The organism is Sulfurimonas crateris (assembly GCF_005217605.1).
Taxonomy (GTDB): Bacteria; Campylobacterota; Campylobacteria; order Campylobacterales; family Sulfurimonadaceae; genus Sulfurimonas; species Sulfurimonas crateris.
Genome location: NZ_SZPX01000001.1, coordinates 90,934 through 114,547 on the forward strand (window position 1 = coordinate 90,934; position 23,614 = coordinate 114,547).

Below are 23,614 nucleotides of genomic sequence, written 5' to 3' on the forward strand. Positions count from 1 at the left end.
GTGAACTACTTTTTGGGCTACCTGCTTTACGAGAAGAGTAAAACAAAGCTTTTGGCATCCAAAACGGGTGCAAAAGCCTACGGTTACGGACATAAATACGGCTACTATGCACTTCTTCTCTCATGGCTTCCTGTTATCGGCGATCCTCTCACACTTGTTGCCGGTGTCGCCAGGCTAAGGTTTATTTGGTTTGTTTTAATTGCAGGAAGTTTGAGGATAGCAAGGTACTACTTTTTGACTCTTGTGGTATAATCTACTACATTCAAAAATTCGGAATTTGATGAAATATATATTTACTCTTATGCTAATTGTTGCTTCTCTTTGTGCCGCTGCAAAACCTATGCAGAAGGTATCTCTGCAACTTCAATGGCTTGACCAGTTTCAGTTTGCGGGATACTATATGGCAAAAGAGAAGGGTTTTTACGCAGATGCCGGCTTTGATGTAGAGATAAAAAAGTTTACTAATGAAACAGATGTAATAGGTGATGTTTTAAGCGGAAAAACAACATACGGCATAGGGCGTTCAAGCCTAATCTGGAGCTATGCAAGAGGAGAAGAGATCTCTCTTCTGAGCGCAATATTTCAATCCTCACCCCTCACACTCATAGCACTGAAAACCTTAAATATAGAGAATATAAAAGATTTTAGCGGCAAAAAGATCATGATAACAGAGGATGCTGTTGAGACAGCATCTGTCCATGCTATGATAAAGTCTTCAAAAATAGATGAGGGGAGTATTGAGTTTACAAGACATACTTTTGATCTTGAAGATCTTATTGATGGAAAAGTAGATATCTACACAGGCTACATCTCAAACGAGCCTTTTGTGCTGCAAGAAAAAGGTATAAAATATAAGCTTTTCTCTCCAAGGGAGAGAGGTTTTGATTTTTACAGCGATATACTTTTTACTTCACAAGAGAATGTGCGTAAAAATCCCCAGAGTGTCAACAGTTTTAACAATGCATCCATAAAAGGGTGGGAGTATGCCTTTAGAAATATAGACGAGACAGTTGAGCTTATTTATAAAAAGCATAACCCAGCAAAAAAGACAAGAGCCGCTCTGATATTTGAAGCATTTGAGTTGAAAAAATTAGCATATGTAAAAGATATTCCATTTGGAAGTGTCAGAAAGAGCAAGATAGAGAGAATACTAGATATATACAGAGTTATGGGGTTTGTAGAGTCTGATGTAGATGTAAATGAGCTTATATTTAGCAATAGAGATGCATTTTTAACAAAAGAGGAGAAGGAGTATCTTATAAACAAGCAAGAGGTAAAGGTCTGCGCCATATCATCAATGCTCCCTCTTAGTGACCTTGAACATGATGAGTTCATAGGTGTCGCTGCTGATATTTTAAAGCTTACAAAAGAGAATATAAACTTAGAATACAGCTTTGTGCAAAACAGCGGTTGGGAAGACGCTATGCGAAAGATATCGAACAAAGAGTGCGATATTTTGCCTATGTCCGTTCCAAATAGAGGATATAAAGATATAAGATACACCACTGTTTATCACAATGAACCGCTTGTTATCGTAACTAGAAAATCTCAAAATTACATAGTTGATGTAGACAGCACTATAGATAAAGAGTTTGTCGTGGCAAAAGAAAATCCTTTTATAGAGGATCTAAAAAAGAAGCATCCGTGGATAAAACTAAACTATGTAGATTCATTGAAGGATGGTTTTAGAGCCGTCGAGAGAGGAGAGTATTACGGCTATATTGATACTCTTATAAGTACTGCTTACGCTTTTAAGAACACCTCCAACGGACATCTAAAAATATCCGGTCAGTTTGACGATAAGATCGGCATCTCTTTTGGGGTAAGAGACGATGATATTGCTCTTTTTAATATCTATGAAAAACTCTCAAGAAATCTCAAGCATCCCGATGTTCACAATTTTTTTAACAACTGGGTATCAGTGAACTATGTGAACAATGTAAAGTTCGAGTATTTAAAAGAGATACTCTTTTTGATTTTTGTCACTGTTTTTATATTTTTCTATCGTCAGCATATTCTCAAGAAGAAAAACAGTGAGCTAGAGGAGTTAAAGGACAAACTGCTTGAGCTCAACCAAACGCTGGAGCTTAAGATATCTGATGCGGTAAACGAGATGCAGAAAAAAGATACCTATATGCTTCATAAATCGCGTTTGGCACAGATCGGAGAGATCGTAAGTATGATCGCTCACCAGTGGAAACAGCCCCTTAGTACAATATCGGCTCTTAATATATCTATGATCATGGCAATAGAGCTTGAACAGTATGATCTCTCTGATGAAAAGCAGAGAAAAGAGTTTTTGGATTTCTTGGATAAAAAGCTCAAAAAAATTGAGTTCTATACAAATAATATGGGGCAGATCATAACCGATTTTAGTGATTTTTACAGACCAAACAAACATCAGGAAGAGTGTACTTTAAACGACCCTGTTTTTCAGGTCTACTGGCTGTTGGAGGGTAGTTTGGCATCCGAAAATATTGACCTCTCCTTAGAACTCGGTTCTACAAGCAGAGTCAAGCTTTTTAAAAATGAGTTTGTTCAGGTCTTGGTAAATATTATAAACAATGCAAGAGAGCAGTTTAATGAAAAAGAGATAAAGGATGCTCAGATATCTATAAAAAGTTACGACAGAGACGGTGTTGCGGTTATGGAGATAAGTGATAACGCAGGAGGGATAGACGAAGAGATAATAGATAAGGTATTTGACCCATACTTCTCTACAAAGTTCGACAAAAACGGCACTGGATTGGGTCTGCATATGTCAAAAAATATCATCAAGCAGCACAAGGACGGAAAGCTCTATGTCGAGAATATTAAAGACGGGGCAAAATTTACAATCGAAGTAGGTATAAGCGAGGATAGTGATGAAGAGTAGAGTAGTAGTTGTCGGAGCAGGCGGAGCAGGACTTGTCGCCGCTTTAAATGCCCATCAAAACGGTGCAGAGGTAGTTTTAGTGACAAAAGAGTATCCGACAAGGAGTCAGACCTGTATGGCTCAGGGAGGGATAAATGCTGTTTTGAATGAAACAGACGGCGACAGCGTGGAGCTACACATTCAAAATACGCTCAAGTCTGCAAATGCTCTTGCAGACGAGAGTGCAGTTAGCTATATGTGCCAAGAAGCACCAAAGGCTGTTGCATGGCTTGATAGCATAGGTGTCCCTTTTAGCAGAACGCCAAACTCCAAAATAGCCCAGAGAAAGCTCGGCGGCGCTTACGGGGCTCGTGCCTGTTACGCTCAGGATTATACGGGTCTGAAGATTCTTCACACGCTTTATGACAGATGTCTGGCTGAGGGAATTGAGATACTCAATGAGAGGTATTTGCTTGAACTTCTTACCGAACCTGAACAGAGCGGTAAAAAATATATACGCGGCGTAAGTCTGCTTAACAAAAGAAGCGGCGAGGTTGAGATATTGGAGGCTTCAAGCGTCATTTTGGCAACGGGAGGATATAGCAGGGTCTATAACACCTACTCGACAAACTCGCTATCTTCAACAGGTGATGGAATTGCCGCAGCACTGCGCGCGGGGGCAAGAGTGAGCGATATGGAGTTTGTGCAGTTTCATCCAACAGCACTTAAAGGCTCATCAATTCTTATCTCCGAGAGTGCCAGAGGTGCGGGCGGACATCTTTTAAACTCTAAGGGTGAGAGGTTTGTGGATGAACTTCTGCCGCGCGATGAGGTCTCAAAAGCGATCCATGATGAGATTGCAAAGGGTGAGAATATTTATCTTGACATCCGTCATTTGGGCGTAGAGTTTATAGAAAAAGAGCTTCCTCAAGAGGCAAAACTCGCAAAACTTTATGAAAATGTGGACCCTGCAGATGATCTTATCCCGATAAAACCCGCAGCGCACTACACTATGGGAGGCATAGAGGTTGATTCTAACTCTTCAACATCAATTGAGGGACTCTTTGCAGCGGGAGAGTGTGCAAACCATAGAGTTCACGGAGCGAACAGACTTGGCGGAAACTCTCTGTTGGAGATTGTGGTCTTTGGCAAAGAGGCAGGGATAAACGCTGCCAAATATGCAAAAAATGCCACTAAAGATGAAGCTATTTTAGAAGCAAAAGAGTTATCTGAGAATGAGATCGCAGAGATAAAGAGATATGCAAATGAGATAAGCTTTTATGAGAAACAAGCAATTTTGGGTGAGATTTTTTATAAAAATGTAGGAATAAAGAGAGACAAAGGGGCACTGCAAGAGGCTTTAAAAGAGGTGCAAGAGATGAAAAGCTCTCTGCCGAAGATGGGTGTTAGCGATAAAACAAAAGAGTATAACACCAATCTTATAGAGTTTTTGGAGTTTAAAAATATGCTCACGGTTGCAGAGACGATCCTGCTTAGTGCCATTAGCAGGCAGGAGAGCAGAGGTGCGCACTTTAGAGTAGATTTTCCTGCTACAGATAAAAAATTTAGAGCGCATACGATCGTAGATGCGGAGGGGGTAGTGAGCTATGAAAATTAATATTCAAAGAGAGAGCGTTGTAACTTATGAGGTAAATATGGAGGGCGCGACGCTTTTAGAGGTGCTAAATGAGATCAAAAGAGCACAAGACCCATCCCTTGCTTATAGCAGCGGTTGCAGAAGCGGAGTTTGCGGAAGCTGCGCAGTGAGAGTGAACGGACGCGAGGTTTTGGCGTGTTCACATAATGCAAAAGACGGCGACTTGGTAGAGCCGCTTCGCAACACTCCCATTCTTCGTGATCTCGTCGTTGATATGGAGAAGGCTTACTCTTTTAATGCGAAGGCAAAAGCGTGGCAGAGTTCATTAGCTGATAATATAGAGCTCTCGGAGGAGAATCAGCAAATAAACGAACTTCAAAGCGACTGTATATTGTGTGCTTCTTGTTATAGCGCTTGTCCTGTATATGCGGTAAACGAAGAGTTTTTAGGACCGTTCTCACTAACAAGAGTTTGGCGCTATGTTAGCGATAAAAGGGAGTCAGATCCAAAAGAGAAGATAGACGTGGCGCAGACAAACGGTGTCTGGGACTGTACTCTGTGTAATGAGTGCACGCTTGTCTGCCCGCAGGGAATCTCAAGCAAGGCAGATATTGAAAAACTAAGGTCAAAAAGCTCTATGTTCGGCTATATGGACCCAAGTTTTAGCAATTTTGGCGGCGGCTTTAATGACGGCAGCCCTGTTTTTTAAAACAGCTAACACACTTTAAAATATGTTATAATCTGCAATAATTGTTATAAATATAAATAAAAAGAACTAGTTCTTTGAGTTTTACGCTGAGTACTAGGTGCCCCTTGAGGGTAAAACCAAGCGTTAGCATAGGTGTCGGAATTACTTCCGATACCGTGATGAATAGATAAAGAGTTACTTCATTTTATGAAATAAAATTAAGGAATAGAGATGGCAAAAGAACACTCGTTTGATATTAGCGCAAAGATCGATATGCAGAACTTTAAAAATGCTATAAATCTTGTGGACAAAGAGGTTGCAAACCGTTACGACTTTAAGGGAACGGCTTATGAGATCAACTACAGGGAGAAGGATAAGCTTCTGGTACTTGTTGCCTCAAGCGATAACAAACTCGATGCACTCAAAGATATTGTTATAGCTAAGCTTTTAAAACAAAACCTCTCCTCAAAAGTTCTTGAAGAGCTAAAGACGGAAGACTCAAGCGGCAACAACAGAAAAGTGACATTTAAAATAGTTGACTACATTGAGTCAAAAGAGGCTAAAAAAATCGCAGCAGAGATAAAAAATCTCAAACTAAAGGTCACTGCCCAGATAGAGGGCGATTCAATAAGAGTCAAGGGGGCTAAGCTGGACGATTTGCAAAAAGTTATTGCAACTATCCGTTCTATGGAGTGGGAAGCTCCGCTTGTCTTTGAAAATATGAGATAGGGGAGTGTTTTATGATTAAACTAACTATTTCAGATGCCGCCGAGAAACTTGGAGTCTCCAAAGAGGCGATCCATAACCGCATTAGAAGAGGCTCACTTGAGAGTGTTATGGAAGATGGGGTAAAGTTCGTTTTGATTAGCAAAGATAAAAGCTCAAATGCTCAGCCTCTAAGAACTGCTGCCAGAAAAACAGCACCGCAATCAGATGAGAGATACTATAAGTTTTTAGAAGAGCAGAATGCAAAACTTCAGCAAAAAGTTGAGACCCTGCAGGGTGAGACAAGAACTCTAAGAGACCAAAAAGAGCAGATGCTTATAGAAGAGAGAAGAAAGATCGAGCAGATATATAAAGATAAAGATGAGCAGTTAAAAGGCATCATAAACGCGATCTCTTCAAAGTTTATCTTAAATGCTCCGCAAGAGCCTCTTGAAGCAGAGATAGAGCACATTCAAAAAGAGGATACGGCAGAGGAGAAGAGGCTTATTCCACTTGGAAAATATCTAAAGAGCAAAAACTTCTCAAAGAAAAAAAGAGCAAAGATAAAAGATGAGTTCAAAGCAAGAGCGCAGAATGATCCAAGGGTTATTGAGATAGACAAAAAGTACTATATTGACCTGCAAAAATATGACTATAGCGATTTTTCACTCTAAAAAAGAGCATCTTTAGAGCTACCCTTAAGGGTTTTGAGGGTAAAATTGCACCTCCTAAATGGACAGCTGGCCGAGTGGTCGAAGGCGCACGCCTGGAACGCGTGTATAGGGCAACCTATCGAGGGTTCGAATCCCTCGCTGTCCACCACATAAAAAGAAATCCTTTTAATCCCATTTAGCCCTATATAAGCCATTAATCAGGGTTTGCAAAATCCTTTTAGTTCCGTTATAATCTCTTAAATACTATTTCATTGTTACCTATTTGTTACCTTTTTAATGAAATACGTGTTACCTTTTTTTGAGGCTCTTTTATGGCAGACACTAAAGATATACAATATGATAAAGATTATCCAACTAAGTATGATGGGGTATATTTCCGCTATTCAAAGAAGAAAAAGTACAATGGAAAACCAGATAAATCTTTTAAAATTCGTTATCGTGTAAACGGTCGCTCAAAAAATGAACGGATAGGATGGCAGTCAGATGGATATAGTGCTGAGTTCGCTAAAAATATAAGAGCAGAAAGGATAGTAGCTATAAGGCATGGAGGAGATCTTCCAAACACTAAAAAGCTAATATTTAAAGAAGCTGCAAAAAGATACCTTGATGATCATAGCTCTAAAAAATCCATAAGAGAAGATAGATACAGATACAATGATCTAAAACATTTAGATGATATGGAAATATCTGATATTACTATAAGCGATTTAAAAAAAGTACATGCAGTTATGAGGGCTCGTGGTGTAAAGCATATAACATATATAAAGGTAGAGGAGTTTTACAACAAAGTTGTAAAGTATGCCAGTGAAATAAATCTTATAAAGCCTCAACCAAGTTTAAAAATCCCAATACCACGTGCTAAAGAAAAGTTGACAGAGATATATACAGATGAGATGTTACAGAATTATTTATCTATTATAGAGCAGTATCCATACAGGATAGTTTCCGATATAGTAGAATTGATTTATTATACGGGAATGCGTAGATCTGAGCCATTAAAAATAAAATGGAGTGATTACAATAAAGAGGAAAAGAGTGTAATAATCAGAGATGCAAAGAGTGGTCGAGACGAAAGGAAGTTGCTATCTTCAGAGAGTATTAATATTATTGAACGGCAGCGTGGAAAATCCAAAGTTTATATTTTTGAAAATGGAAATGAGCCAGTACGAGCACAATACTTAAGTTATCATTCACGAAGAATAGCAGATATGGCGGGAATACCATCTCATTATAGACCTTTGCACAGTTTACGGCATAATGTTGGTACTAGAATGGCATTGCAGGGGACACCTGCTGCTATAATAAAAGAATTTTTAAATCATAAAAATTTAGAGACGACACAAAGGTATATTGACATTGCAGAACCTGTAATGCAAGGACATATAGATATGCTTGAGAGCGGACTTAAAAAGAGTAGTAAAGTTTCTCTAAATATTAAACGAGTAGATACAGAGGTTAAGAATGGTTAGTTTTTTAATGGATGAGAATGGGAAAAAGACGCATGCGGTCATTCCTATTGAAGAATGGGAAAAGATAGAACTTTACATACAGCAAGATGAACAGAGTGAGATATCGCTGTATCCAAGTTTTCACATTAAAAATGTATTGTCATTTATTAAAGAGCATAATGATCTTAGTCTTTCTGAATGGCAAACAGTATATGAAAATTTTTATAGTTATTATAAAAAATTAGATATTAAAGATGTCATGGCATTACAGCTTTTTCGTGCTGGTATATTAGGTAGAGCATACATAGAAAATAATATTGTAGTCTATGAGGAGTTATTTAAACCAAGACCGATAAAGTTTTTAATAGAAAAAGATGGCTCTCCTATAAAAGAAAAATCATTAAAAATATTAAGAGAGGCAGTTGCCAATTGTTCTGAATATAATTTTTTAGATATATTTAATAAGACTGTTTCTTTTGATCCAGATCTAATTTCAGATTACAGATCGGAATATAAAAGGCTAAGACGAGATGCTGAAAGAGATAGAATGTTCATTTATGATTTAGATGTATTGTATTCTATCCAAATGTTTAATAGTGATAAAGAGTTCCAACAAATTTTTACCAATGATGAGAACATTAGCATAGGAGAGTTCAGAGGTTTAATAAACAAATATATAGCTGAACATTTATATAATGGGAATGTATCACAGGTTTATAGGGCAGCTAAAGAAGGGGCAGAAAGAGTTCAAAACATATTAATATAAACAAATTAGACTACTAAGTGTAACTAAATAGCACTATTTATATCCAGTTAAGCTTCTTAACTGTATCATTTTATATCTTCAATAGAGAAAGGTATGACATGAGCACAGAGATAACAGAGGCAATACCTCCAACCAAAGAATTAATGACACCACAGGAAGTTTCCGAATTGACAGGCTATAGCTTAAAAGCATTGGCAAGCCATAGAGGCAGTAAAACAGGCTTCCCTTACTATAAATTTAATCGTAGAATATTTTATAAGCAATCTGAAATTATGGCTGCTATAGAAAAAACCAAAGTAGAGACCTCTGCAAAGGCTTTATAATGGATGCTGCAAAAGAAAAAGTTTATAACGGTTATTTGGAGCATCTACTTATAAAAGGTCTTGCAAAGAGCACAGTAGAGTTATATGCAAAAGAAGCAAAGTCTTTTATAGAGTTTGTAGATGATCTAGAGTCTATAAACAACTCTATAGTTTACAACTATTTGCAAAAATACTCTCATTTAGGAAATGATGGCAAAAACAAGCATGGCAGTGCTTTAAGAGTTTTTCTTAGACATCTTTCTAAAAATGTCTATTTTAACATGAACAAAGTCAACATCCCCTATGTTAAGGGCAGTCGTAAGCTTCCTGAAATCTTAGATCAAGATGAGTTTATTAAAAGGCTTAATGAACTAAAGAAGACCGCTGAAATGTCAAATAGTTGGAAGATCAAGAGAAATTATGCGCTTACTATACTTCTGTATGCAACTGGTATGAGAGTATCGGAAGCTCTGGCTTTTGATAGAAACAATATTGAAAATGGTTGGGCACGGATTGACAGCGGCAAAGGTTTAAAAGACAGAGTCGTTCCGATTGCTAAAGAGGCAGTAGAAGCACTTGACGCTTATATGAGAACGTGTCCGTTTCCTCTGGGAAAAGGTTTCTTTGTTAATTATAAAGGCACTTCAATGTCAAGAGTTCAAGTTTATAAGATCCTCAAAGACTCCATAGATCTTAATCCGCACAGTATGAGACATCATTTTGCAACGCATATGATCATTAACGGATGTGATGTAAGCGTAGTATCTGAACTGCTTGGTCATTCAAGTCTAATCACAACACAAATATATACGCACATAAAAAAGCCTCAATTACTAAAAACCGTAAATGCATGTCATCCAATGGCAGAGGAGAATATCAATGCATAGTACAGATATTTACTTAGGGCAAGAGACCCCGGAGAGCATAAATAAAGATATAGAAGCATGTCTTATGAATGGGAGCAAAGTTGAAACTATTGCTAAAAGCTTTTTGGGAACAGAAAAAGCGAAAATCATCATAACTAAGTGGGAGGGTGCACACATTAGTGAGCTTAGTGAAGCTGAACAGATAGAAATACTTATTGCATATATAAGCGAGCTGCAAAGCAACATCAAAAGCAGTCGCGGCAGCTGTGTGAGTCAAGATATTAAAAAGTTGATGGAGGATAACTATTACGGCATAGATGTAGATGAATATGGTGATTATCTTACGGAGCTTATTAATAGCCCGGGGTATCAAAAAGTTAACCATCATATAGCCAATATTATGGCGTGTTTCAAACAATATATGCAAGAACAGCATCCCGAAGAGTTTAAAAGCATGAGTGTTAAAGAGTTAGAAGTTGCATTGGTAAAGTTTGTAAAAGAACATTTACAGGTATGCAGCGAGAAAGAATAGTAATTTAAAATAATTTATGAAAGGAAACAAGAGCAAGCCATAATTGCTCTTGTAATGTAATAATGCGAGAGAATTATAACATATATGACGAACAGGCAGAATATGCCGTACTAAATAGTATTATATTTGAGCCTAAGAACTATAGCAAGCATAAAGATATGTTAGAGCCTGATATGTTTTTCATGGCAACCAGTAAAGACATATATAAAGCAATAGCCGAACTTGATGCAAAAGGTAAGCCTATAGATGAAGAGTTTATCAAAAAAGAGCTAGAAAAACAGAATAAGTTCAACCCTGAAATTTTGTTAAATATACTGTCTAAAAACCCGTATCATAATATTTTAGGATACATAAAAGAGCTGCAGGAGCTACACAGAAAAAGAGCGGCATTAGAAGCTACAACGCTTTTTAGAAATGGCGAGATAGATATACAAAAGCTTATCTCTACATGTACAGCTGCTAAAAATATGTATGTGACGGAAGAAGCACAGCAAGTTACAAAACATGAATATAAACATATAACACCGTTTATGAGAAGTTTATTGCAAGATCTAAAAAGCATTAATGACTACCCTGACTCTATGGTGTGGGCTGTGATGCTTCCCTCAATGGCTGGATTAATAGGTGCAAGAGCAAAAATAACCAATGGCATAAATTTAACAGTTTTTCCAGTTATATGGTCGATGATAGTAGCCCCATCTTCATTAGCAGCTAAATCAACACTGTACAGAAAGGCAAAGGATTGTATTTTTGGAGATATGCAAAAAGAGTTTTATAGGGAGTATGAAGAGAGCAGAGTAAACCATAAAACACGTTATAAAGAGTATTTGGCTCTGCCAAAAGAAGAAAAATTACAAACAGATGAGCCTGAGCCTCCAACGTTGAAGCAAATCATATTTCATGCAGGAGGAACACCGGAGGCGAAGATAAAAAGTCTTCAACATAACCCAAATGGCGGAGTAGTCTATTTTGATGAAATGAAAGCAGAACTAGAGCTTACAAATGCAAATCAAGCATACAAAGCATTGAAAACTTCTATCTTTGATGGAGAGACATATCACAAAGAGCTTGTTAACGGTGGAACAATAATTTTATACAGCCCAATATTGAGTGAAGTTGGATTGATCACTAAGCCGTGGTTGCTCGAAGTGGCACAAAAGAATGACGTAGCAAGCGGTTTTATGGCTAGATATTTGTTTAGTGTTAATTCAAGACATGACTTTAAGCCATTAAAGATAAATGAAAATTTTATAGATACTAAAAAATACTCCAAAGTAGGAGAGTTTATTGTTGAAATGTTTAAGAACTGTGAGGAGACGATTACCTTCAAGCTCTCAGATGAGGCAAGGCTAAAGCATAAGGAGTGGTTTGATGAGTATTCTGAAACGGTTTATGACACGGAGACAGACGAAGAAGCTACGGCATCATATAGATTAAGTACGTATGTATTGAAATTTATGTTAATTAGCTACATATTTAATAATGCTCAAAATTTAATAGATGTGGTAGCAAGTGATAATATGCTGATCATAGGCAAAGAGTATTTTGATGAAGCATTAGAGATTATGGAGCTATTTAGAAATGAGAGTCATAAGCTACTGCAACTATTTGAGAGTTCAAATAAGCTTAACTTCAAAATAGATGATAATGCAGTCAAGATTTATAAAAAGATAGACAGATCGGAGCACAGAAAAATAACTAGGTCAGAAGCAAATAATATCAGAGGGATAGATAAGCAAATAATTGATTATCTAATTGAAACTGGAATGCTTATATCAAACAAAGTGGATAGAACGGAATATTTAAGTAAACCATAATTGCCCTAGAAATCATTTTATAAGTGTAAGTGTACATCTGAGTTATAAAAATGGCTTGTAGAGAGAATATAAAAGTGCCATATCCCAGCTTTTCGGACTTCCGTTAGTAAGGGATTGGTTTATTAAATGGGTAAAGGATGGGATAGTGGAGTTTAGCTAAGTAGAGTAAGGTATTCTTATGGGCTTTAGGTACTGCATAGATAAAACATGGTGAGGAGTAACACCTAAAAACATCTGAATATAAAAGAGGAGGTTCATAAATTTAAATGATTTGTCAGTAAGCTTGAGGTGTCGGAGTGCCATCCGACAACACAAAGACTGTAAAAGTCTATAGCAACATAAGAAAAGGACGTTTTATGTTTACTATTTTAGAAACAAAGAAGTATATCAAAGATATACGAAAATTACAGCTAGAAACACTTCAAAATGTAAGGTTAAATATATATTTACAAGCTCTCAGGAACGGTTATAGACTTGACCCTGCAGCAAGATGTAAAAAACTACGCAATGAGTGGAGTGGATTTTATGAGATCTCTCTTGGATTGGATCTAAGATTGATCTATAGAATTAGTGAAGATACGCTAGAACTCATAAGAATAGGCACGCATGCTCAACTCTTTAGATCTCTATAAAAGGTCGGTGCAAAATATGCACCGGCTTATTTAGAAAAGATCTTTTACATACTGAATAATGTCAGTCCAATAGTATATTTGATATTCTCCCGCAAAAGTAATGCCTCCATCATAAATATCATAACTAACGGCAATAATCAATCCGATTATCACACTTGATAAATAAAACAATACCGTTTTAAATTTGGCAGATAGTGTGTTCATCTTTTTTCCTCATATTTTAGAAATTATAACGACTTTTCTTAAAGATACTAGAGGGGGATAAAAAAGGGCATTGTAAAAAAGTGTATAAATGTACCAATTATAAAAAAATAAATAAATATATTCCTATATATAGGGCTTTATAGACTCTTTTTACCCCTTTTTCGTTTATACAAGATTTATACAACTTATACATTTTGTATTAATCTCAACTTTTTTGTATCAATACGTTTATACACTTTGTATCATCATGTATCAATGATGTATCAATCTGAATTTGATAAAAAGCCCTAAAATTAGGACTTTGTAAAGTCTTATGGCTGAGATTGGTACATTTATACACTTTTTGAGGGTGTGGGAGAGAAGAGGAGAGTATGATCAGAAAACTTAAACGGGGAAATCTATATTGCCTCTCCTTTTTTTTCCTTTGTATCCCGCTTGTAAAATTGTAAATATTACAAAGGTCGCATATTTTAAAAAAACAGCCCCTAACCCCACCGTTTAGCGTGTTGGAAGATGATTTTGCGGGAAAGGGAATTAGTACAGGGGCGGATAAGAGGATGGTTAAGGGAGTGAAGCAGGAAACACAAACTTGTGTAATGGTAGAAAGAAGATGGTATAATTTTGGCATGAACAAAGAATCAATAATCAATTATTTAATCAATGTTAAAGAAGTTTATGCTCAAGAGGGCTTTTTGATAAAAGCACTTTTTGGTTCATACTCTCGTGATGAAGCTGATGAGAAGAGCGACGTAGATATCCTTGTTGAAGCTACTCCTGAATTTGCCAGTAAGTACGGTTTTGGTGCGATAAAACGTATCAAAGAGATACAAGCGGAGATAAGCAAGGCTATAGGGCTTCCTGTTGATCTTGCAGATAGTACAGGCATGGGCAAAACTGGCAAAAAATTTATTATAGACAGAGCTATATATGTCTAAAGAGTCTATTAGCAAAGTATATTTGATACTTGAAAAAATAGAGTATATTGAAGAGATAGTTAAAAACAGCGGAAGCATTACCGGAGCGTTAGAAGACCAAGTGACCAGCAGACCGGCAATCTTGATGCATCTCACAGCGATAGCAGAACAGTTTAACAAGCTTAAAAGAGAACATGCGGATGATATTTTAAGTGCTTTTGATAATAACGATGTCAAGGGTATGTATGATGTCAGAACTTACATAGCACATGATTATGAAGGTGTTAACCTAGCGATAATCGAGTGGATCATAAGAGAAGGTCTACCTAAGTTTAAAAAGCAGTGCAAAACCATTATAAACGAGTAGCAGCGTTACCTATATGTTACCTTTTTTTAAGTACTGTTTTGTATAGTACCTAAAACAAGGCATTTCAGAGCTATATAGAAGTGGTGCTGTCCACCACAACTTCAAACTTTTACTTAATCATCCAAAGAGTAGCCCATTAATGAACTGATCTTCTCGTTTATTGTATCTATATTTTCACTATTGTCGCAGCCGTGAGCCATAGCAAATTTTAAAAGGTAGTCTGTTTCAGTGTCGTGAATTTTTTCATGAAGAAAAAGTGTATTTGGAGCATTTAGTCTTTTCATTGACTCTTCTCTTATGCCAAAGAGGTTATTTACTGACACTTCAATAATGCCAGCCTCTTCTATCTTCTTTTGATTCTCCTGATACTCTTGGGAGTTTTTATATTCACCGGTCTCAATTTTCGCGGTCTCTTTTTTTATCTCTTTTATATACTTATATTTGTCCTGAAAAACAAGGAACATACCTGCGCTAAAAAGCCCTATTGAAATTATTATCAATACTATTATTTCCATAACGTTACTTTCCTTTTTTCTCTATTTTGACGATTATAACTTTGTACGAATTCTATTTTGCTTAATAGGGTGTTGTTTTAATAGGTTTTATTTTTTGTTGGGTATAATAACTAAAAAAGAGCGGTGGCAGTGGAAACAGAGTTTATTATAAAAGCGATTATCGGACTCATTATAGTTTTGGCTATTTTAATCTTTTTACTTTTTTTAGAGCCAAACAAAGATGCAAAAGGTGAGCAAAAGCAACAGAGTGCACCGGAAGTAAAAAAAGAGAGTAAAGAGGAGAGGAAAGAAGAGGAAGCCTCTTCTGTCAATACCGATCTGTTTCATCTGGTCGATGTCATCAAAAACAGAAGATCAAATGCAGAGACTCTCTCAGAAGCGCTTGAGCTTGTTATAAAGCATCATGGAAGGGTGCATAAAAAGCTCGGTCTTAGACCTCATCCTGATTTTGACACATATATAGACATCCTCTTTACGATATGCAGACATCCAAACGCCAATAAGGATATGATTATAACTTTTGACAGAGAGCTTGAGAGGCTCAATCCAGAGTATAAAAAAGAGATAAACGAGGCGATAGCAAAAGGTCTCAACTCTAGAGGGTTTTAAGCCAGCTCTAGAGTCTCTGTTACCTCTCCTTGTACTATATAGACACCTTTCTCTTTTATCATATCAAGCGTGTCGATATCGCTTACTCCGACTGCAATAAGCGAGATTCCTACACTGTCGGTAATTAACCTTAGTGATGAGATAGACTGATCGCTTTGCGTCAAGAAGTAGCTGCTCTCCGCTTTTATATATGAAGGTCTTAGATCTTGAAGATATTGATAATCTTCGCTCTCTCCGATGAACTCAAATATACCTATATCTATGCTGTATCTTCTAAAGAGCTCTATATACTCTCTGATGTTTTTAGAGTCTTGACGTACAAGTCTGTCTGGAAGCTCTATAATAAGCTTGAACGGAAGCATAGCCGCATTTGCACGAAGAAGGTCGCTTATATTGAGGTAGGTATCCTCTTTTTCTAGATACTCTTGCGGAAGTCTTAGTGAGTATGTCGAAGTGCTAAGAAGAGTATGAGAGTCATTAAAGAGCATTGTTACAATTTTTTTGTAGATATCACAGCTAAGACCGGATTGGATTGCTGGAGCCATAAATTGCGCATATCCATAAGAGCTGTTTTTATCTAAAACAAGATGTATGCTTAGAACATTATGGACTAATTTTCTGTTTTTTGTATCTATAACACTCCATGAGACAAAGTTAAATCTGTTCTTCTCTATGGCGTTTTTAATAATAAGCTTCCAAGCCTCTTTGCCCATGACTTCAACAGCAGTGTCGGCTTTCTCCAGATGTATATGTTCACGATTGAACTTTGCCTGTGCCAGTGCGTTGTCTGAGCGTGAAAAGAGCTCAGAGATACTGTCTTTATGATTATACTCATATATTCCTATAGAGATAAAAGTCTCATGCTGGTCAAGCCCTGCAGAGTCTATTGCGTTAAAGCAGCTTTTTTGTATGCTTCTTGCAAGCTCAATTGCATCACTTCCTGTGTAACCAGGAAGAAAGATAGAAAATTCAGTACCATTAATTCTTGCGACTATGGAATCATTTATATCTTTTGTACTTTTTCTAAATATCTCTGCAACCGCTATGAGCAGTTTGTCTACCTGCTGATGACCTATCTTCTCGTTGGCTTCGATTATCCCTCCAAAGGCTACGATCATGTTTACGCCTTTCTCATAGGGGGAGTCGACTTTAAGGTATGCCGGAAGTCTGTCGATAAGGTATTTGCGATTTTTCAGCTGAGTGTTCTCATCCGTGTATTCAAGCTCTTTGTGTGCTTTTAATTCCTCATTTCCTTTGTCGAACATTGCTTTTACTTTTGAGACCATGTTGTTCATTCCGAGAACGACATCAGCAAGTTCTTTGGTGTAAGGTATGTTCTCTTGGATAATGAACTCGTTTTTGGTGATCGCCGCTGCCTGTTTTTGCACCTCTTTAAGAGGTCTGAGAATAGCATGCAAGAGTAGGTTCAGGGCTGTAAGAGATAGTAAAGCAATGACTATGAACGATATGAGCAGGTCTATTAAAATTGTGTACAGTTGTTTATATGCATATGTCGAGTCGCTTTGTACGCTCAGTATGCCTACTTGACTCCAACCCGCAGAAACATTCGCCGATGCAACAGGTGCTTTTAGACTTACTAACTCTCTAAACCACTCAGGAACAACTATGATATCACTCTCCAACACTCTTTCGTAAAGTATATTGTTTTCAATATCAACAAGCAATATTTTACGGTAGTTTCCGCTATCAAAGGTCGCATTTATCATGGTAGACATGATAGAGAGATCTCCATTGGCGCCTCCTAGCGGAAGACTAAGCGAAGTTGCTGTATTTTTGGCATCTTCATAGAGTCTGTCTTGAACGCCTCTATTCGCACTTTGAAAGTTTAGTATAAGTACAGTTGTCAAAATAATAAGTAAAAATAGCGATAGCAGTAAAGCCATCTGTTTAAAAAGCGTCATATTTTTTTCCTTTGCATGTTGAGTTTTAGTTCATCCCATTTTTTGTGGGATTTTTCATTGTCGCCTATTTCATCGAGTATATCACCGTTAAAGTTATAGATAGGGGTCAGATCTTTTCTTTGTGATGCGGGAAATATTTTGCGGTTATAGTTGTCTAAAACAAGCGGCTCGCTTTTTGGTGTTTCAAAGTAGGTTAAAACCATATGAGGCTCTTTAAATTTTGTAGAACGGACATATGTAAAGAAGAGTTTTTTATAGTCTACTCCGAGATATTTCAGAGCAAAATATTTGCTGATAACATAATCTTCGCAATCCCCTCTATCCTTACCCAAAAACTCCCAAGGTGTCGCCCAATAGTCGCTTTTGCCATATACTTTCATATCGCTGGAGTATCTGACCTCATTGTAAAAATCATTTATTGCCTCAAGTTTTTCAATGTCCGTTTTATCCCTTACACTATCTAGAGTATCTTGAAGCAGAATAAATCTCTTTTTTGCATATATTTTATATTTATTGTTTATTTTTTCCAGAAGAGAGTCTTCCACATACGGTGCATCCGCAAGGGTTGTGTATGCAAACAGCAGCGATAGGATCAAGAGCACTTTTAGTTTAAACATGTGATGATTATATCTAAAAATCTCTGATATTACTGCTGTCTTTTGTTGAAACCGGACGTTCCTTCTCTATTTTGTATAGTTATAGTTTTGGCATATCTCTTTAGGTAACTCGGAACCGCTCTGCCTTTGATTTTCATCATATCCTCAAGCATATTTTTTGCAACGAACTCTTCATCTATTTTTTTTATTTCACAAAGATATTTAAACATAAGTTCGCCGAGTCTCTGCAAAGAGATCTGCCATGTGGAATCGGTCTGAGAGTATATCCAGATGCTAAAGTCGTAAAAGTTTTCAAACACGCTCTCATCTTCCCAGATCATTCCAACGCTCTGTTTAAAGTTGCCGCTGTTGTAGGTAAGGTCCCAAAATCTTGCAAATCTCTTCATTATCTGTATATCCATAAATGACAGAGTTGAAGTCTGAAGAACGTCGTAGGGCGGTATATCACTATATACCATCTTACACTCTATGTCGTGACGATTTATATATGTGCCTGAGAGTTTTTTAAGAATCCCTATCTGTATCTCACTATCGCTCAACCTTACCAACTCATCCAGATTGTCTCCAAAGCTCTCAAGTGTCTCGCCAGGAAGCCCTACAATCAGATCAAGGTGCATATGTGCATGGCTTCTCTCTTGCAAAAAGCCTATATTCTCTTTTATCTTCTCAATTTTTAAAGGTCTTGAGATGTTTGCGGCGATCTGTGTGTTGAGAGTCTGTATACCTATCTCAAGTTGCAGAGCACCTTCAGGAAATAGGGCGATCTTAGCCTTTAGCGAATCTGGAAAATGGTCAGGGACAACTTCAAAATGGGCAAAATATGGAGGCTCTTTTGCTAAAAAAAAGTCCAGCAGTCTGTTGGCGGTCTTAATGTTTAGATTAAAGGTTCTATCTATAAATTTAAACGCTCTTGCCCCTCTTTGCCAAAGAAGCTCAAACTCCTCCAGGAGTTTATCAAGGTCGAATGCTCTTACCTTCTCATCCATGGAAGAGAGGCAGAACTCGCACTCAAATGGGCATCCACGCGACGCCTCTACATAGATATACCTGTTTTTTATATCATCATCTGTGTAAAACTTGTACGGTAGCTCTATGTTTTTAAGAGAGGGCATGCTCATTTTAACAACTCTTTCATTGGCAGAGTTGTTAATGATTTTAATGCAGAGTTCATAAAATGCTATATCGCCCTCACCCTGAATGATAAAGTCTGCACTGTCAAGATTTACTCTAAATGGCTCATGCGAGACCTCAGGTCCTCCCAAGATTATCTTTGTTTGCGGAGATACTTTTTTGATGATGTGAATAAGTTCACCTACATAAGAGACGTTCCATATATAGACGCCAATGCCTATGATCTCAGGTTGATGTACAAGAAGCTTCTCTGCAATGCTTTGTACTGCATCATTGATGCTGAACTCAAGTATCATAGCATCATCTTGGAGCTCTTTTAGGTTTGCATATAGATATCTAAGTGCAATAGAAGTATGTGTAAATCTTGAGTTTAGAGTTGTCAGTATGATTTTTTTCATGAAAGAAGTGTAGCATAATTATCCACCCCTAAAGGGGGGAGGAAGGAATGGATAATAAAATAATTTATAGGTTGTATTGTCTCAAAAATGAAAGGGGTTGAACATAATTGAGATGCATAATTATATTAATTATAAGTTAATAGCGAGTAAATAATTTAAAATTCTTTCACAATATTGTCAAGTTGTTTAAACATCTCATCTGCAGCCTCTTCCATCTCTTTAAAATTCTGAACTATCGTATCGACATTTTCACTCTTAAAGGTCGTGTTATTCTTGATAAAAGAGAGATTGCCCGCAATTGAGCTATGAATATTTTTATGAACCTGCCCGATAACTCTGTAAGCGTTAGTATGTCCAAAATACTCTGCTCCTTCATTGGTATACCATTGACCTATGTTACAGCTCGTATGGTCTTTGTATACGTAAGACTCTTTTGAGTCAAATATTGATGAGTAGGCATCTGTTTTAAATAGAGCAAGTTCTACTTTCATTGAAGTCGCCATAAGTCTGCTCTCGATTTTTCTAGATGTATCGGCTGATTGCTCAGCTGACGTGTTTAGTTGAGAGAATGTCTGCTCAAACTCGTTTACAACGCTGTTGGATTTTTGCGCAATATCCGAGATGTTGTCAGAATTTGCGCGTATGTCGTTGGAGTCTTGCTGGAGCGTAGATATCGTTATCTCGATCTCATTTGTAGCTTTTTGAGTTCTCTCCGCCAGTTTTCTTACCTCATCGGCAACAACGGCAAAGCCTCTTCCGTGCTCACCTGCACGAGCTGCTTCAATTGCGGCATTAAGTGCAAGAAGGTTTGTCTGATCGGCTATATCTTTGATAAGCCCTACTACGACCGAGATCTCGTTTGATCTGTGTTCAAGGTTTACGATTGCGTCATGAGAAGATGAGATAAGGTTTACAAGAGTGTTGAAGCTATCACTTATCTCTTGAACATCTTGCAGGCTCTTTGATGAGAGAGCCGCCGTTGTTTTTGATACGTCCGCAATTGCGGTCGAGTCTTGCTGTGCAAGAACGATATCGCTATGGATGGTTTCAAAAGCGTTGCTCGCTCCGCCGCTTAGATTGTTTAGCTTTTGCGAGAGTTCGCCTTTTATCTTTGAAGTGTAGCCCTCTGCAATATAGCCCATAATACCGTTTAGCTCTTTTGACGTGCTGTAGAAACTTCCGTGAAGTCCAGATGCGTATGTAAGCCTGTAATTTTTACCGCGTGAAGCGTAATCTACTGATGCGTGTACATCTCTCATAAATGCTTCAAGCTGATCAAGAGCATCGTTCAGGCTCCATGCAAACTGTGATTCTATAGAGTCGTTGTCGGGTATATGAGTAACACGTCCCTCAAGGTCTCCATTTGCAACCTCTTTTAAAACCTTTATCATCGACTGGTAAGTCGGAGATTTTAGCTCGCAGTCGTTGTCCACTCTTATAAAAGCAGAAGCTGCTAAAGCCAGAAGAATCAAGCCTAAAAGGATAAAGTTTTGAATAATTAGTGCATAGACTCCAACAGATATAACTGTTAAAAAGAGTAGGGTGCTTTGTCTATTTTTGAAGAGAGATGATAAGTTCGTCATAACCTACTCCTTTTTCTTGTAATATGTCCGTTAGAACTTTAAATGAAGCCTCAACGCCTTCGCTTTTTTCAACCCTTAGCATCTCTTTGTAAAGAGGGATGATTACTTTTAGGGCTTCAGGATTTGGCTTTCTTCTAACAGAGTAGTAGCCGATGATCTTGCCGTTATTATCAACAGAAGCGGTCACGTTGGTAAATACCCAGTAGTGATTATCATTTTTTGTTCTGTTTACGACAAATGCAAACACCTCTTGTTTTGTAGGAATAGTGTCCCATAGATATTTGAAAACAGCTTTTGGCATATCTGGATGTCTTATGATATTGTGCGGCTCTCCAAGCAGTTCTTCTTCCTTGTACTCAGCCATCTTCATAAATATTTTATTGCAGTAGGTTATTTTACCCTTCAGGTCTGTTTTAGATACAATAAAGTCATTATCTGCCATCTCTTTTAGCATAAAAATACCTTTTAATTAATTAGTGCGATCCACTTTGTCTTTCAATAATCCTTGAAATATTGTCAGAATTGTAGCATAAGTTTAAAATTTTTAAGATAATTTTTATACTAAATTATAAAAAAAAGTGATAATAAATAGGGAATAGAAGAGGGTTAGAGAGGTTGTAGGTATGTTAATAAATATATTATGCTATTTTTTAATAGACTCTTCAACCATCTCATCGAGTTTTGAAAAAAGCTTGTCTGAGGCATTTTCCATATCTATAAAGTTTTTGATTATAAATTCAGGATTATCTTTTTTCAGTACACTGTTCTCTTTTATGAAAATCAGATTTTTAAAAACGGCATTATGAAGCTCTGCATGCAGAGGCTCGATCTCTTTAAATGCTTTTATATCTCCAAACTCTTCTCTTCCTGCTCCTTTGTACCATATGCCCATTCTGCAGTTGTCGTGGTCGACAAAGGTTTTTTGTGCATCTTGATCTAAAACCGCACTGTAGGCTGTTGACTTAAATAGAACGTGATCAACTTTTAAAAGTGTTGTAAGCATTCTGTTTTGAATCTTTACGGAGGCATCAGATGATTGGTTTGCGTAGGAGTTTAGGTCGTTAAACGTCTCTTCAAATTCATTGATGACTTCGCTTGAACTTTGTGCGATTTCAGATATTTTATCAGAGTTTGAACGCATCTCATTTGCTTCTTGTTGAAGAGTAGAAATATTTATCTCTATCTCCTGAGTTGCTTTTTGGGTTCTCTCTGCCAGTTTTCTTACCTCATCGGCAACAACGGCAAAGCCTCTTCCGTGCTCACCTGCACGAGCCGCTTCGATCGCGGCATTGAGTGACAGAAGGTTCGTCTGATCTGTTATATCTTTTATCAGAGCCGCTACATGCGAGATCTCCTGACTTCTTTGTTCAAGACTTATGATGGCACTGTGCGATGAGGAGATGGAGTCTACAAGAGTGGTTAATTTTTTGCCTATCTCTATAACGCTTTGCAGACTTTTTTCAGATGAGAGAGCTGTTTTTCTGGAGAGCTCTGCAATCTCCGTTGAATCGTTTTGCGAGTTATTTATATCTTTTTGTATAACTTCAAGACCCGCACCTATGCCGCCGCCCAGTTCGCTCAGTTTTGATGATAGATTGCCTTTGATCTTTGTCTCGTAGTCGTTGGCTATGCATGAGATCGCCATATTTAACTTCTCGGATGTGGAGCGGAATATTCCATGCAGACCGGTCGGATTGGTAATTCTATATGTCTCTCCCACAGAGGCGCTCTCTATTGATGTCTCTACATCTCTCATAAATGCTTCAAACTGATCAAGGACATTGTTTATAGTCCATGCAAAGGCAGCCTCTTTAGAGCCGTCGTTTGGTATGTTGGTGATTCTTCCGCTAAGTTTGCCTTCAGCAGCATCTTTTAGCACATTTATCATAAGCTCCTGCATACGATGATGCGTAGTTTTGTTACTGCTGGTTTTGAAGAGAGATAATAAGCTCATTGTATCCGATCCCTTTTTCTTGTAAGATGTCCGTTAAAATTTTAAATGAGGCATCGACGCCAACGCTTTTTTCTGCGTCAAGCATTTTTGCATAGAGGGGAGTGATAACGTCCAGTGCTTTTTGGTTTGGTTTTCTTCTGATAGAGTAGTAGTCTGTAATATTCCCGTTTGCATCAACAGAAGCCGTTATGTTTGCATATACCCAGTAGTCGTTGTCGTTTTTGGTCTTATTTACAACGTAGGCAAAGACCTCCTGTTTTTTTGGGATGGTCTCCCATAGGTATCTGAAAACCGCTTTTGGCATATCAGGATGCCTGATTATATTATGAGCTTTGCCGATAAGCTCATACTCCTCAAACTCAGCCATCTCCATAAATATCTGGTTGCAGTATGTTATGCGTCCTTTTAGATCGGTTTTAGAGACTATAAAGTCTTCATCGCGTAAAGTTTTTAACATCCCAATCTCCTTTTTTTTGCAGCTTCTAAAATTATATATAAAAATTGTCTTTAAATTGTCAT

The 23,614-nt window shown here is 37.4% G+C and carries 25 protein-coding genes and 1 tRNA gene; 17 read left to right on the top strand and 9 right to left on the bottom strand.

Annotated elements, in window-relative coordinates; genetic code table 11:
- The 14 genes from FCU45_RS00420 to FCU45_RS00485 all read left to right on the top strand — a co-directional run bounded on the left by FCU45_RS00420 (nt 1) and on the right by FCU45_RS00485 (nt 12,881).
- Nucleotides 1-252 (top strand): YqaA family protein, encoded by a 252-nt coding sequence (locus FCU45_RS00420; RefSeq protein WP_246032206.1) that lies wholly within the window; start codon nt 1-3, stop codon nt 250-252.
- 28 nt (nt 253-280) lie between these two features.
- Nucleotides 281-2,875 carry an ABC transporter substrate-binding protein gene (locus FCU45_RS00425; RefSeq protein ID WP_137011179.1) on the top strand — a complete coding sequence of 865 codons (2,595 nt, stop codon included), beginning with the start codon at nt 281-283 and terminating at the stop codon, nt 2,873-2,875.
- Complete coding sequence (locus FCU45_RS00430; RefSeq protein ID WP_137011181.1) at nt 2,865-4,472, top strand: FAD-dependent oxidoreductase; 1,608 nt, start codon at nt 2,865-2,867, stop codon at nt 4,470-4,472. Before FCU45_RS00425 ends, FCU45_RS00430 begins: the two co-directional genes overlap by 11 nt.
- Entirely contained in the window at nt 4,462-5,160 is a 699-nt protein-coding gene (locus FCU45_RS00435) for a succinate dehydrogenase/fumarate reductase iron-sulfur subunit (protein WP_137011183.1), read from the top strand. The genes FCU45_RS00430 and FCU45_RS00435 overlap by 11 nt, the downstream gene beginning before the upstream one ends.
- Nucleotides 5,161-5,370: 210 nt before the next feature.
- On the top strand, nt 5,371-5,868 hold the full coding sequence (locus FCU45_RS00440) for a YajQ family cyclic di-GMP-binding protein (RefSeq protein WP_137011185.1): 498 nt from the start codon (nt 5,371-5,373) through the stop codon (nt 5,866-5,868).
- Nucleotides 5,869-5,879: 11 nt separating this feature from the next.
- Entirely contained in the window at nt 5,880-6,518 is a 639-nt protein-coding gene (locus FCU45_RS00445; protein ID WP_137011187.1) for a DNA-binding protein, read from the top strand.
- Between the two features lie 60 nt (nt 6,519-6,578).
- Nucleotides 6,579-6,666: transfer RNA gene (locus FCU45_RS00450), tRNA-Ser, on the top strand.
- Between the two features lie 163 nt (nt 6,667-6,829).
- Nucleotides 6,830-7,987, top strand: coding sequence for a tyrosine-type recombinase/integrase (locus FCU45_RS00455; protein ID WP_137011189.1), 1,158 nt, complete (start codon nt 6,830-6,832; stop codon nt 7,985-7,987).
- Nucleotides 7,980-8,732 carry a hypothetical protein gene (locus FCU45_RS00460; RefSeq protein ID WP_137011191.1) on the top strand — a complete coding sequence of 251 codons (753 nt, stop codon included), beginning with the start codon at nt 7,980-7,982 and terminating at the stop codon, nt 8,730-8,732. The genes FCU45_RS00455 and FCU45_RS00460 overlap by 8 nt, the downstream gene beginning before the upstream one ends.
- 98 nt (nt 8,733-8,830) lie before the next feature.
- On the top strand, nt 8,831-9,055 hold the full coding sequence (locus FCU45_RS00465; RefSeq protein WP_137011193.1) for a MerR family transcriptional regulator: 225 nt from the start codon (nt 8,831-8,833) through the stop codon (nt 9,053-9,055).
- A complete protein-coding gene (locus FCU45_RS00470; RefSeq protein WP_137011195.1) occupies nt 9,055-9,921 on the top strand; it encodes a tyrosine-type recombinase/integrase in 867 nt (288 codons plus the stop codon). Before FCU45_RS00465 ends, FCU45_RS00470 begins: the two co-directional genes overlap by 1 nt.
- Nucleotides 9,914-10,432, top strand: coding sequence for a hypothetical protein (locus FCU45_RS00475; RefSeq protein ID WP_137011197.1), 519 nt, complete (start codon nt 9,914-9,916; stop codon nt 10,430-10,432). The genes FCU45_RS00470 and FCU45_RS00475 overlap by 8 nt, the downstream gene beginning before the upstream one ends.
- Before the next feature lie 62 nt (nt 10,433-10,494).
- On the top strand, nt 10,495-12,249 hold the full coding sequence (locus FCU45_RS00480; RefSeq protein ID WP_137011199.1) for a DUF3987 domain-containing protein: 1,755 nt from the start codon (nt 10,495-10,497) through the stop codon (nt 12,247-12,249).
- A gap of 356 nt (nt 12,250-12,605) precedes the next feature.
- A complete protein-coding gene (locus FCU45_RS00485) occupies nt 12,606-12,881 on the top strand; it encodes a type II toxin-antitoxin system RelE/ParE family toxin (protein ID WP_137011201.1) in 276 nt (91 codons plus the stop codon).
- 30 nt (nt 12,882-12,911) lie between these two features.
- On the opposite strand, the gene FCU45_RS11535 is transcribed toward FCU45_RS00485, so the two are convergent.
- Nucleotides 12,912-13,085, bottom strand: coding sequence for a hypothetical protein (locus FCU45_RS11535; protein ID WP_170175804.1), 174 nt, complete (start codon nt 13,083-13,085; stop codon nt 12,912-12,914).
- A gap of 626 nt (nt 13,086-13,711) precedes the next feature.
- On the opposite strand from FCU45_RS11535, the gene FCU45_RS00490 reads away from it, so the two are divergent.
- Both FCU45_RS00490 and FCU45_RS00495 read left to right on the top strand, forming a co-directional pair.
- Nucleotides 13,712-14,020 carry a nucleotidyltransferase family protein gene (locus tag FCU45_RS00490; RefSeq protein ID WP_137011203.1) on the top strand — a complete coding sequence of 103 codons (309 nt, stop codon included), beginning with the start codon at nt 13,712-13,714 and terminating at the stop codon, nt 14,018-14,020.
- Nucleotides 14,013-14,366, top strand: coding sequence for a HepT-like ribonuclease domain-containing protein (locus tag FCU45_RS00495; protein ID WP_137011205.1), 354 nt, complete (start codon nt 14,013-14,015; stop codon nt 14,364-14,366). Before FCU45_RS00490 ends, FCU45_RS00495 begins: the two co-directional genes overlap by 8 nt.
- Before the next feature lie 113 nt (nt 14,367-14,479).
- On the opposite strand, the gene FCU45_RS00500 is transcribed toward FCU45_RS00495, so the two are convergent.
- Nucleotides 14,480-14,881 carry a hypothetical protein gene (locus FCU45_RS00500; protein ID WP_137011207.1) on the bottom strand — a complete coding sequence of 134 codons (402 nt, stop codon included), beginning with the start codon at nt 14,879-14,881 and terminating at the stop codon, nt 14,480-14,482.
- A 129-nt stretch (nt 14,882-15,010) separates the two neighbouring features.
- Here FCU45_RS00500 and FCU45_RS00505 point away from each other — a divergent pair, with 129 nt between their 5' ends.
- Nucleotides 15,011-15,490 (top strand): hypothetical protein, encoded by a 480-nt coding sequence (locus FCU45_RS00505; RefSeq protein ID WP_137011209.1) that lies wholly within the window; start codon nt 15,011-15,013, stop codon nt 15,488-15,490.
- Here the strand turns inward: FCU45_RS00505 and FCU45_RS00510 are convergent.
- The 7 genes from FCU45_RS00510 to FCU45_RS00540 all read right to left on the bottom strand — a co-directional run bounded on the left by FCU45_RS00510 (nt 15,487) and on the right by FCU45_RS00540 (nt 23,552).
- Nucleotides 15,487-17,412: a LapD/MoxY N-terminal periplasmic domain-containing protein gene (locus FCU45_RS00510; RefSeq protein ID WP_137011211.1), complete on the bottom strand. Its 1,926-nt coding sequence runs from the start codon at nt 17,410-17,412 to the stop codon at nt 15,487-15,489. The two genes, FCU45_RS00505 and FCU45_RS00510, sit on opposite strands and share 4 nt — an antisense overlap.
- The gene (locus tag FCU45_RS00515; RefSeq protein ID WP_137011213.1) at nt 17,409-18,029 is read right to left on the bottom strand and encodes a transglutaminase-like cysteine peptidase; all 621 of its coding nucleotides are present in this window, start codon (nt 18,027-18,029) and stop codon (nt 17,409-17,411) included. The genes FCU45_RS00510 and FCU45_RS00515 overlap by 4 nt, the downstream gene beginning before the upstream one ends.
- Nucleotides 18,030-18,058: 29 nt before the next feature.
- On the bottom strand, nt 18,059-19,558 hold the full coding sequence (locus FCU45_RS00520) for a B12-binding domain-containing radical SAM protein (protein ID WP_137011215.1): 1,500 nt from the start codon (nt 19,556-19,558) through the stop codon (nt 18,059-18,061).
- Between the two features lie 155 nt (nt 19,559-19,713).
- Nucleotides 19,714-21,141: a methyl-accepting chemotaxis protein gene (locus FCU45_RS11755; RefSeq protein ID WP_137011217.1), complete on the bottom strand. Its 1,428-nt coding sequence runs from the start codon at nt 21,139-21,141 to the stop codon at nt 19,714-19,716.
- Entirely contained in the window at nt 21,110-21,595 is a 486-nt protein-coding gene (locus FCU45_RS00530; RefSeq protein WP_137011219.1) for a PAS domain-containing protein, read from the bottom strand. The genes FCU45_RS11755 and FCU45_RS00530 overlap by 32 nt, the downstream gene beginning before the upstream one ends.
- Before the next feature lie 189 nt (nt 21,596-21,784).
- Nucleotides 21,785-23,095 carry a methyl-accepting chemotaxis protein gene (locus FCU45_RS11760; RefSeq protein WP_281276857.1) on the bottom strand — a complete coding sequence of 437 codons (1,311 nt, stop codon included), beginning with the start codon at nt 23,093-23,095 and terminating at the stop codon, nt 21,785-21,787.
- Complete coding sequence (locus FCU45_RS00540; RefSeq protein ID WP_137011221.1) at nt 23,061-23,552, bottom strand: PAS domain-containing protein; 492 nt, start codon at nt 23,550-23,552, stop codon at nt 23,061-23,063. Before FCU45_RS00540 ends, FCU45_RS11760 begins: the two co-directional genes overlap by 35 nt.
- Nucleotides 23,553-23,614: the final 62 nt, after the last annotated feature.

Bases quoted from the DNA above. Each gene is read 5' to 3' on its own strand.
- FCU45_RS00425 (WP_137011179.1), top strand. From the start codon at position 281: ATGAAATATATATTTACTCTTATGCTAATTGTTGCTTCTCTTTGTGCC.
- FCU45_RS00430 (WP_137011181.1), top strand. From the start codon at position 2,865: ATGAAGAGTAGAGTAGTAGTTGTCGGAGCAGGCGGAGCAGGACTTGTC.
- FCU45_RS00435 (WP_137011183.1), top strand. From the start codon at position 4,462: ATGAAAATTAATATTCAAAGAGAGAGCGTTGTAACTTATGAGGTAAAT.
- FCU45_RS00440 (WP_137011185.1), top strand. From the start codon at position 5,371: ATGGCAAAAGAACACTCGTTTGATATTAGCGCAAAGATCGATATGCAG.
- FCU45_RS00445 (WP_137011187.1), top strand. From the start codon at position 5,880: ATGATTAAACTAACTATTTCAGATGCCGCCGAGAAACTTGGAGTCTCC.
- FCU45_RS00455 (WP_137011189.1), top strand. From the start codon at position 6,830: ATGGCAGACACTAAAGATATACAATATGATAAAGATTATCCAACTAAG.
- FCU45_RS00460 (WP_137011191.1), top strand. From the start codon at position 7,980: ATGGTTAGTTTTTTAATGGATGAGAATGGGAAAAAGACGCATGCGGTC.
- FCU45_RS00465 (WP_137011193.1), top strand. From the start codon at position 8,831: ATGAGCACAGAGATAACAGAGGCAATACCTCCAACCAAAGAATTAATG.
- FCU45_RS00470 (WP_137011195.1), top strand. From the start codon at position 9,055: ATGGATGCTGCAAAAGAAAAAGTTTATAACGGTTATTTGGAGCATCTA.
- FCU45_RS00475 (WP_137011197.1), top strand. From the start codon at position 9,914: ATGCATAGTACAGATATTTACTTAGGGCAAGAGACCCCGGAGAGCATA.
- FCU45_RS00480 (WP_137011199.1), top strand. From the start codon at position 10,495: ATGCGAGAGAATTATAACATATATGACGAACAGGCAGAATATGCCGTA.
- FCU45_RS00485 (WP_137011201.1), top strand. From the start codon at position 12,606: ATGTTTACTATTTTAGAAACAAAGAAGTATATCAAAGATATACGAAAA.
- FCU45_RS11535 (WP_170175804.1), bottom strand. From the start codon at position 13,085: ATGAACACACTATCTGCCAAATTTAAAACGGTATTGTTTTATTTATCA.
- FCU45_RS00490 (WP_137011203.1), top strand. From the start codon at position 13,712: ATGAACAAAGAATCAATAATCAATTATTTAATCAATGTTAAAGAAGTT.
- FCU45_RS00495 (WP_137011205.1), top strand. From the start codon at position 14,013: ATGTCTAAAGAGTCTATTAGCAAAGTATATTTGATACTTGAAAAAATA.
- FCU45_RS00500 (WP_137011207.1), bottom strand. From the start codon at position 14,881: ATGGAAATAATAGTATTGATAATAATTTCAATAGGGCTTTTTAGCGCA.
- FCU45_RS00510 (WP_137011211.1), bottom strand. From the start codon at position 17,412: ATGACGCTTTTTAAACAGATGGCTTTACTGCTATCGCTATTTTTACTT.
- FCU45_RS00515 (WP_137011213.1), bottom strand. From the start codon at position 18,029: ATGTTTAAACTAAAAGTGCTCTTGATCCTATCGCTGCTGTTTGCATAC.
- FCU45_RS00520 (WP_137011215.1), bottom strand. From the start codon at position 19,558: ATGAAAAAAATCATACTGACAACTCTAAACTCAAGATTTACACATACT.
- FCU45_RS11755 (WP_137011217.1), bottom strand. From the start codon at position 21,141: ATGACGAACTTATCATCTCTCTTCAAAAATAGACAAAGCACCCTACTC.
- FCU45_RS00530 (WP_137011219.1), bottom strand. From the start codon at position 21,595: ATGCTAAAAGAGATGGCAGATAATGACTTTATTGTATCTAAAACAGAC.
- FCU45_RS11760 (WP_281276857.1), bottom strand. From the start codon at position 23,095: ATGAGCTTATTATCTCTCTTCAAAACCAGCAGTAACAAAACTACGCAT.
- FCU45_RS00540 (WP_137011221.1), bottom strand. From the start codon at position 23,552: ATGTTAAAAACTTTACGCGATGAAGACTTTATAGTCTCTAAAACCGAT.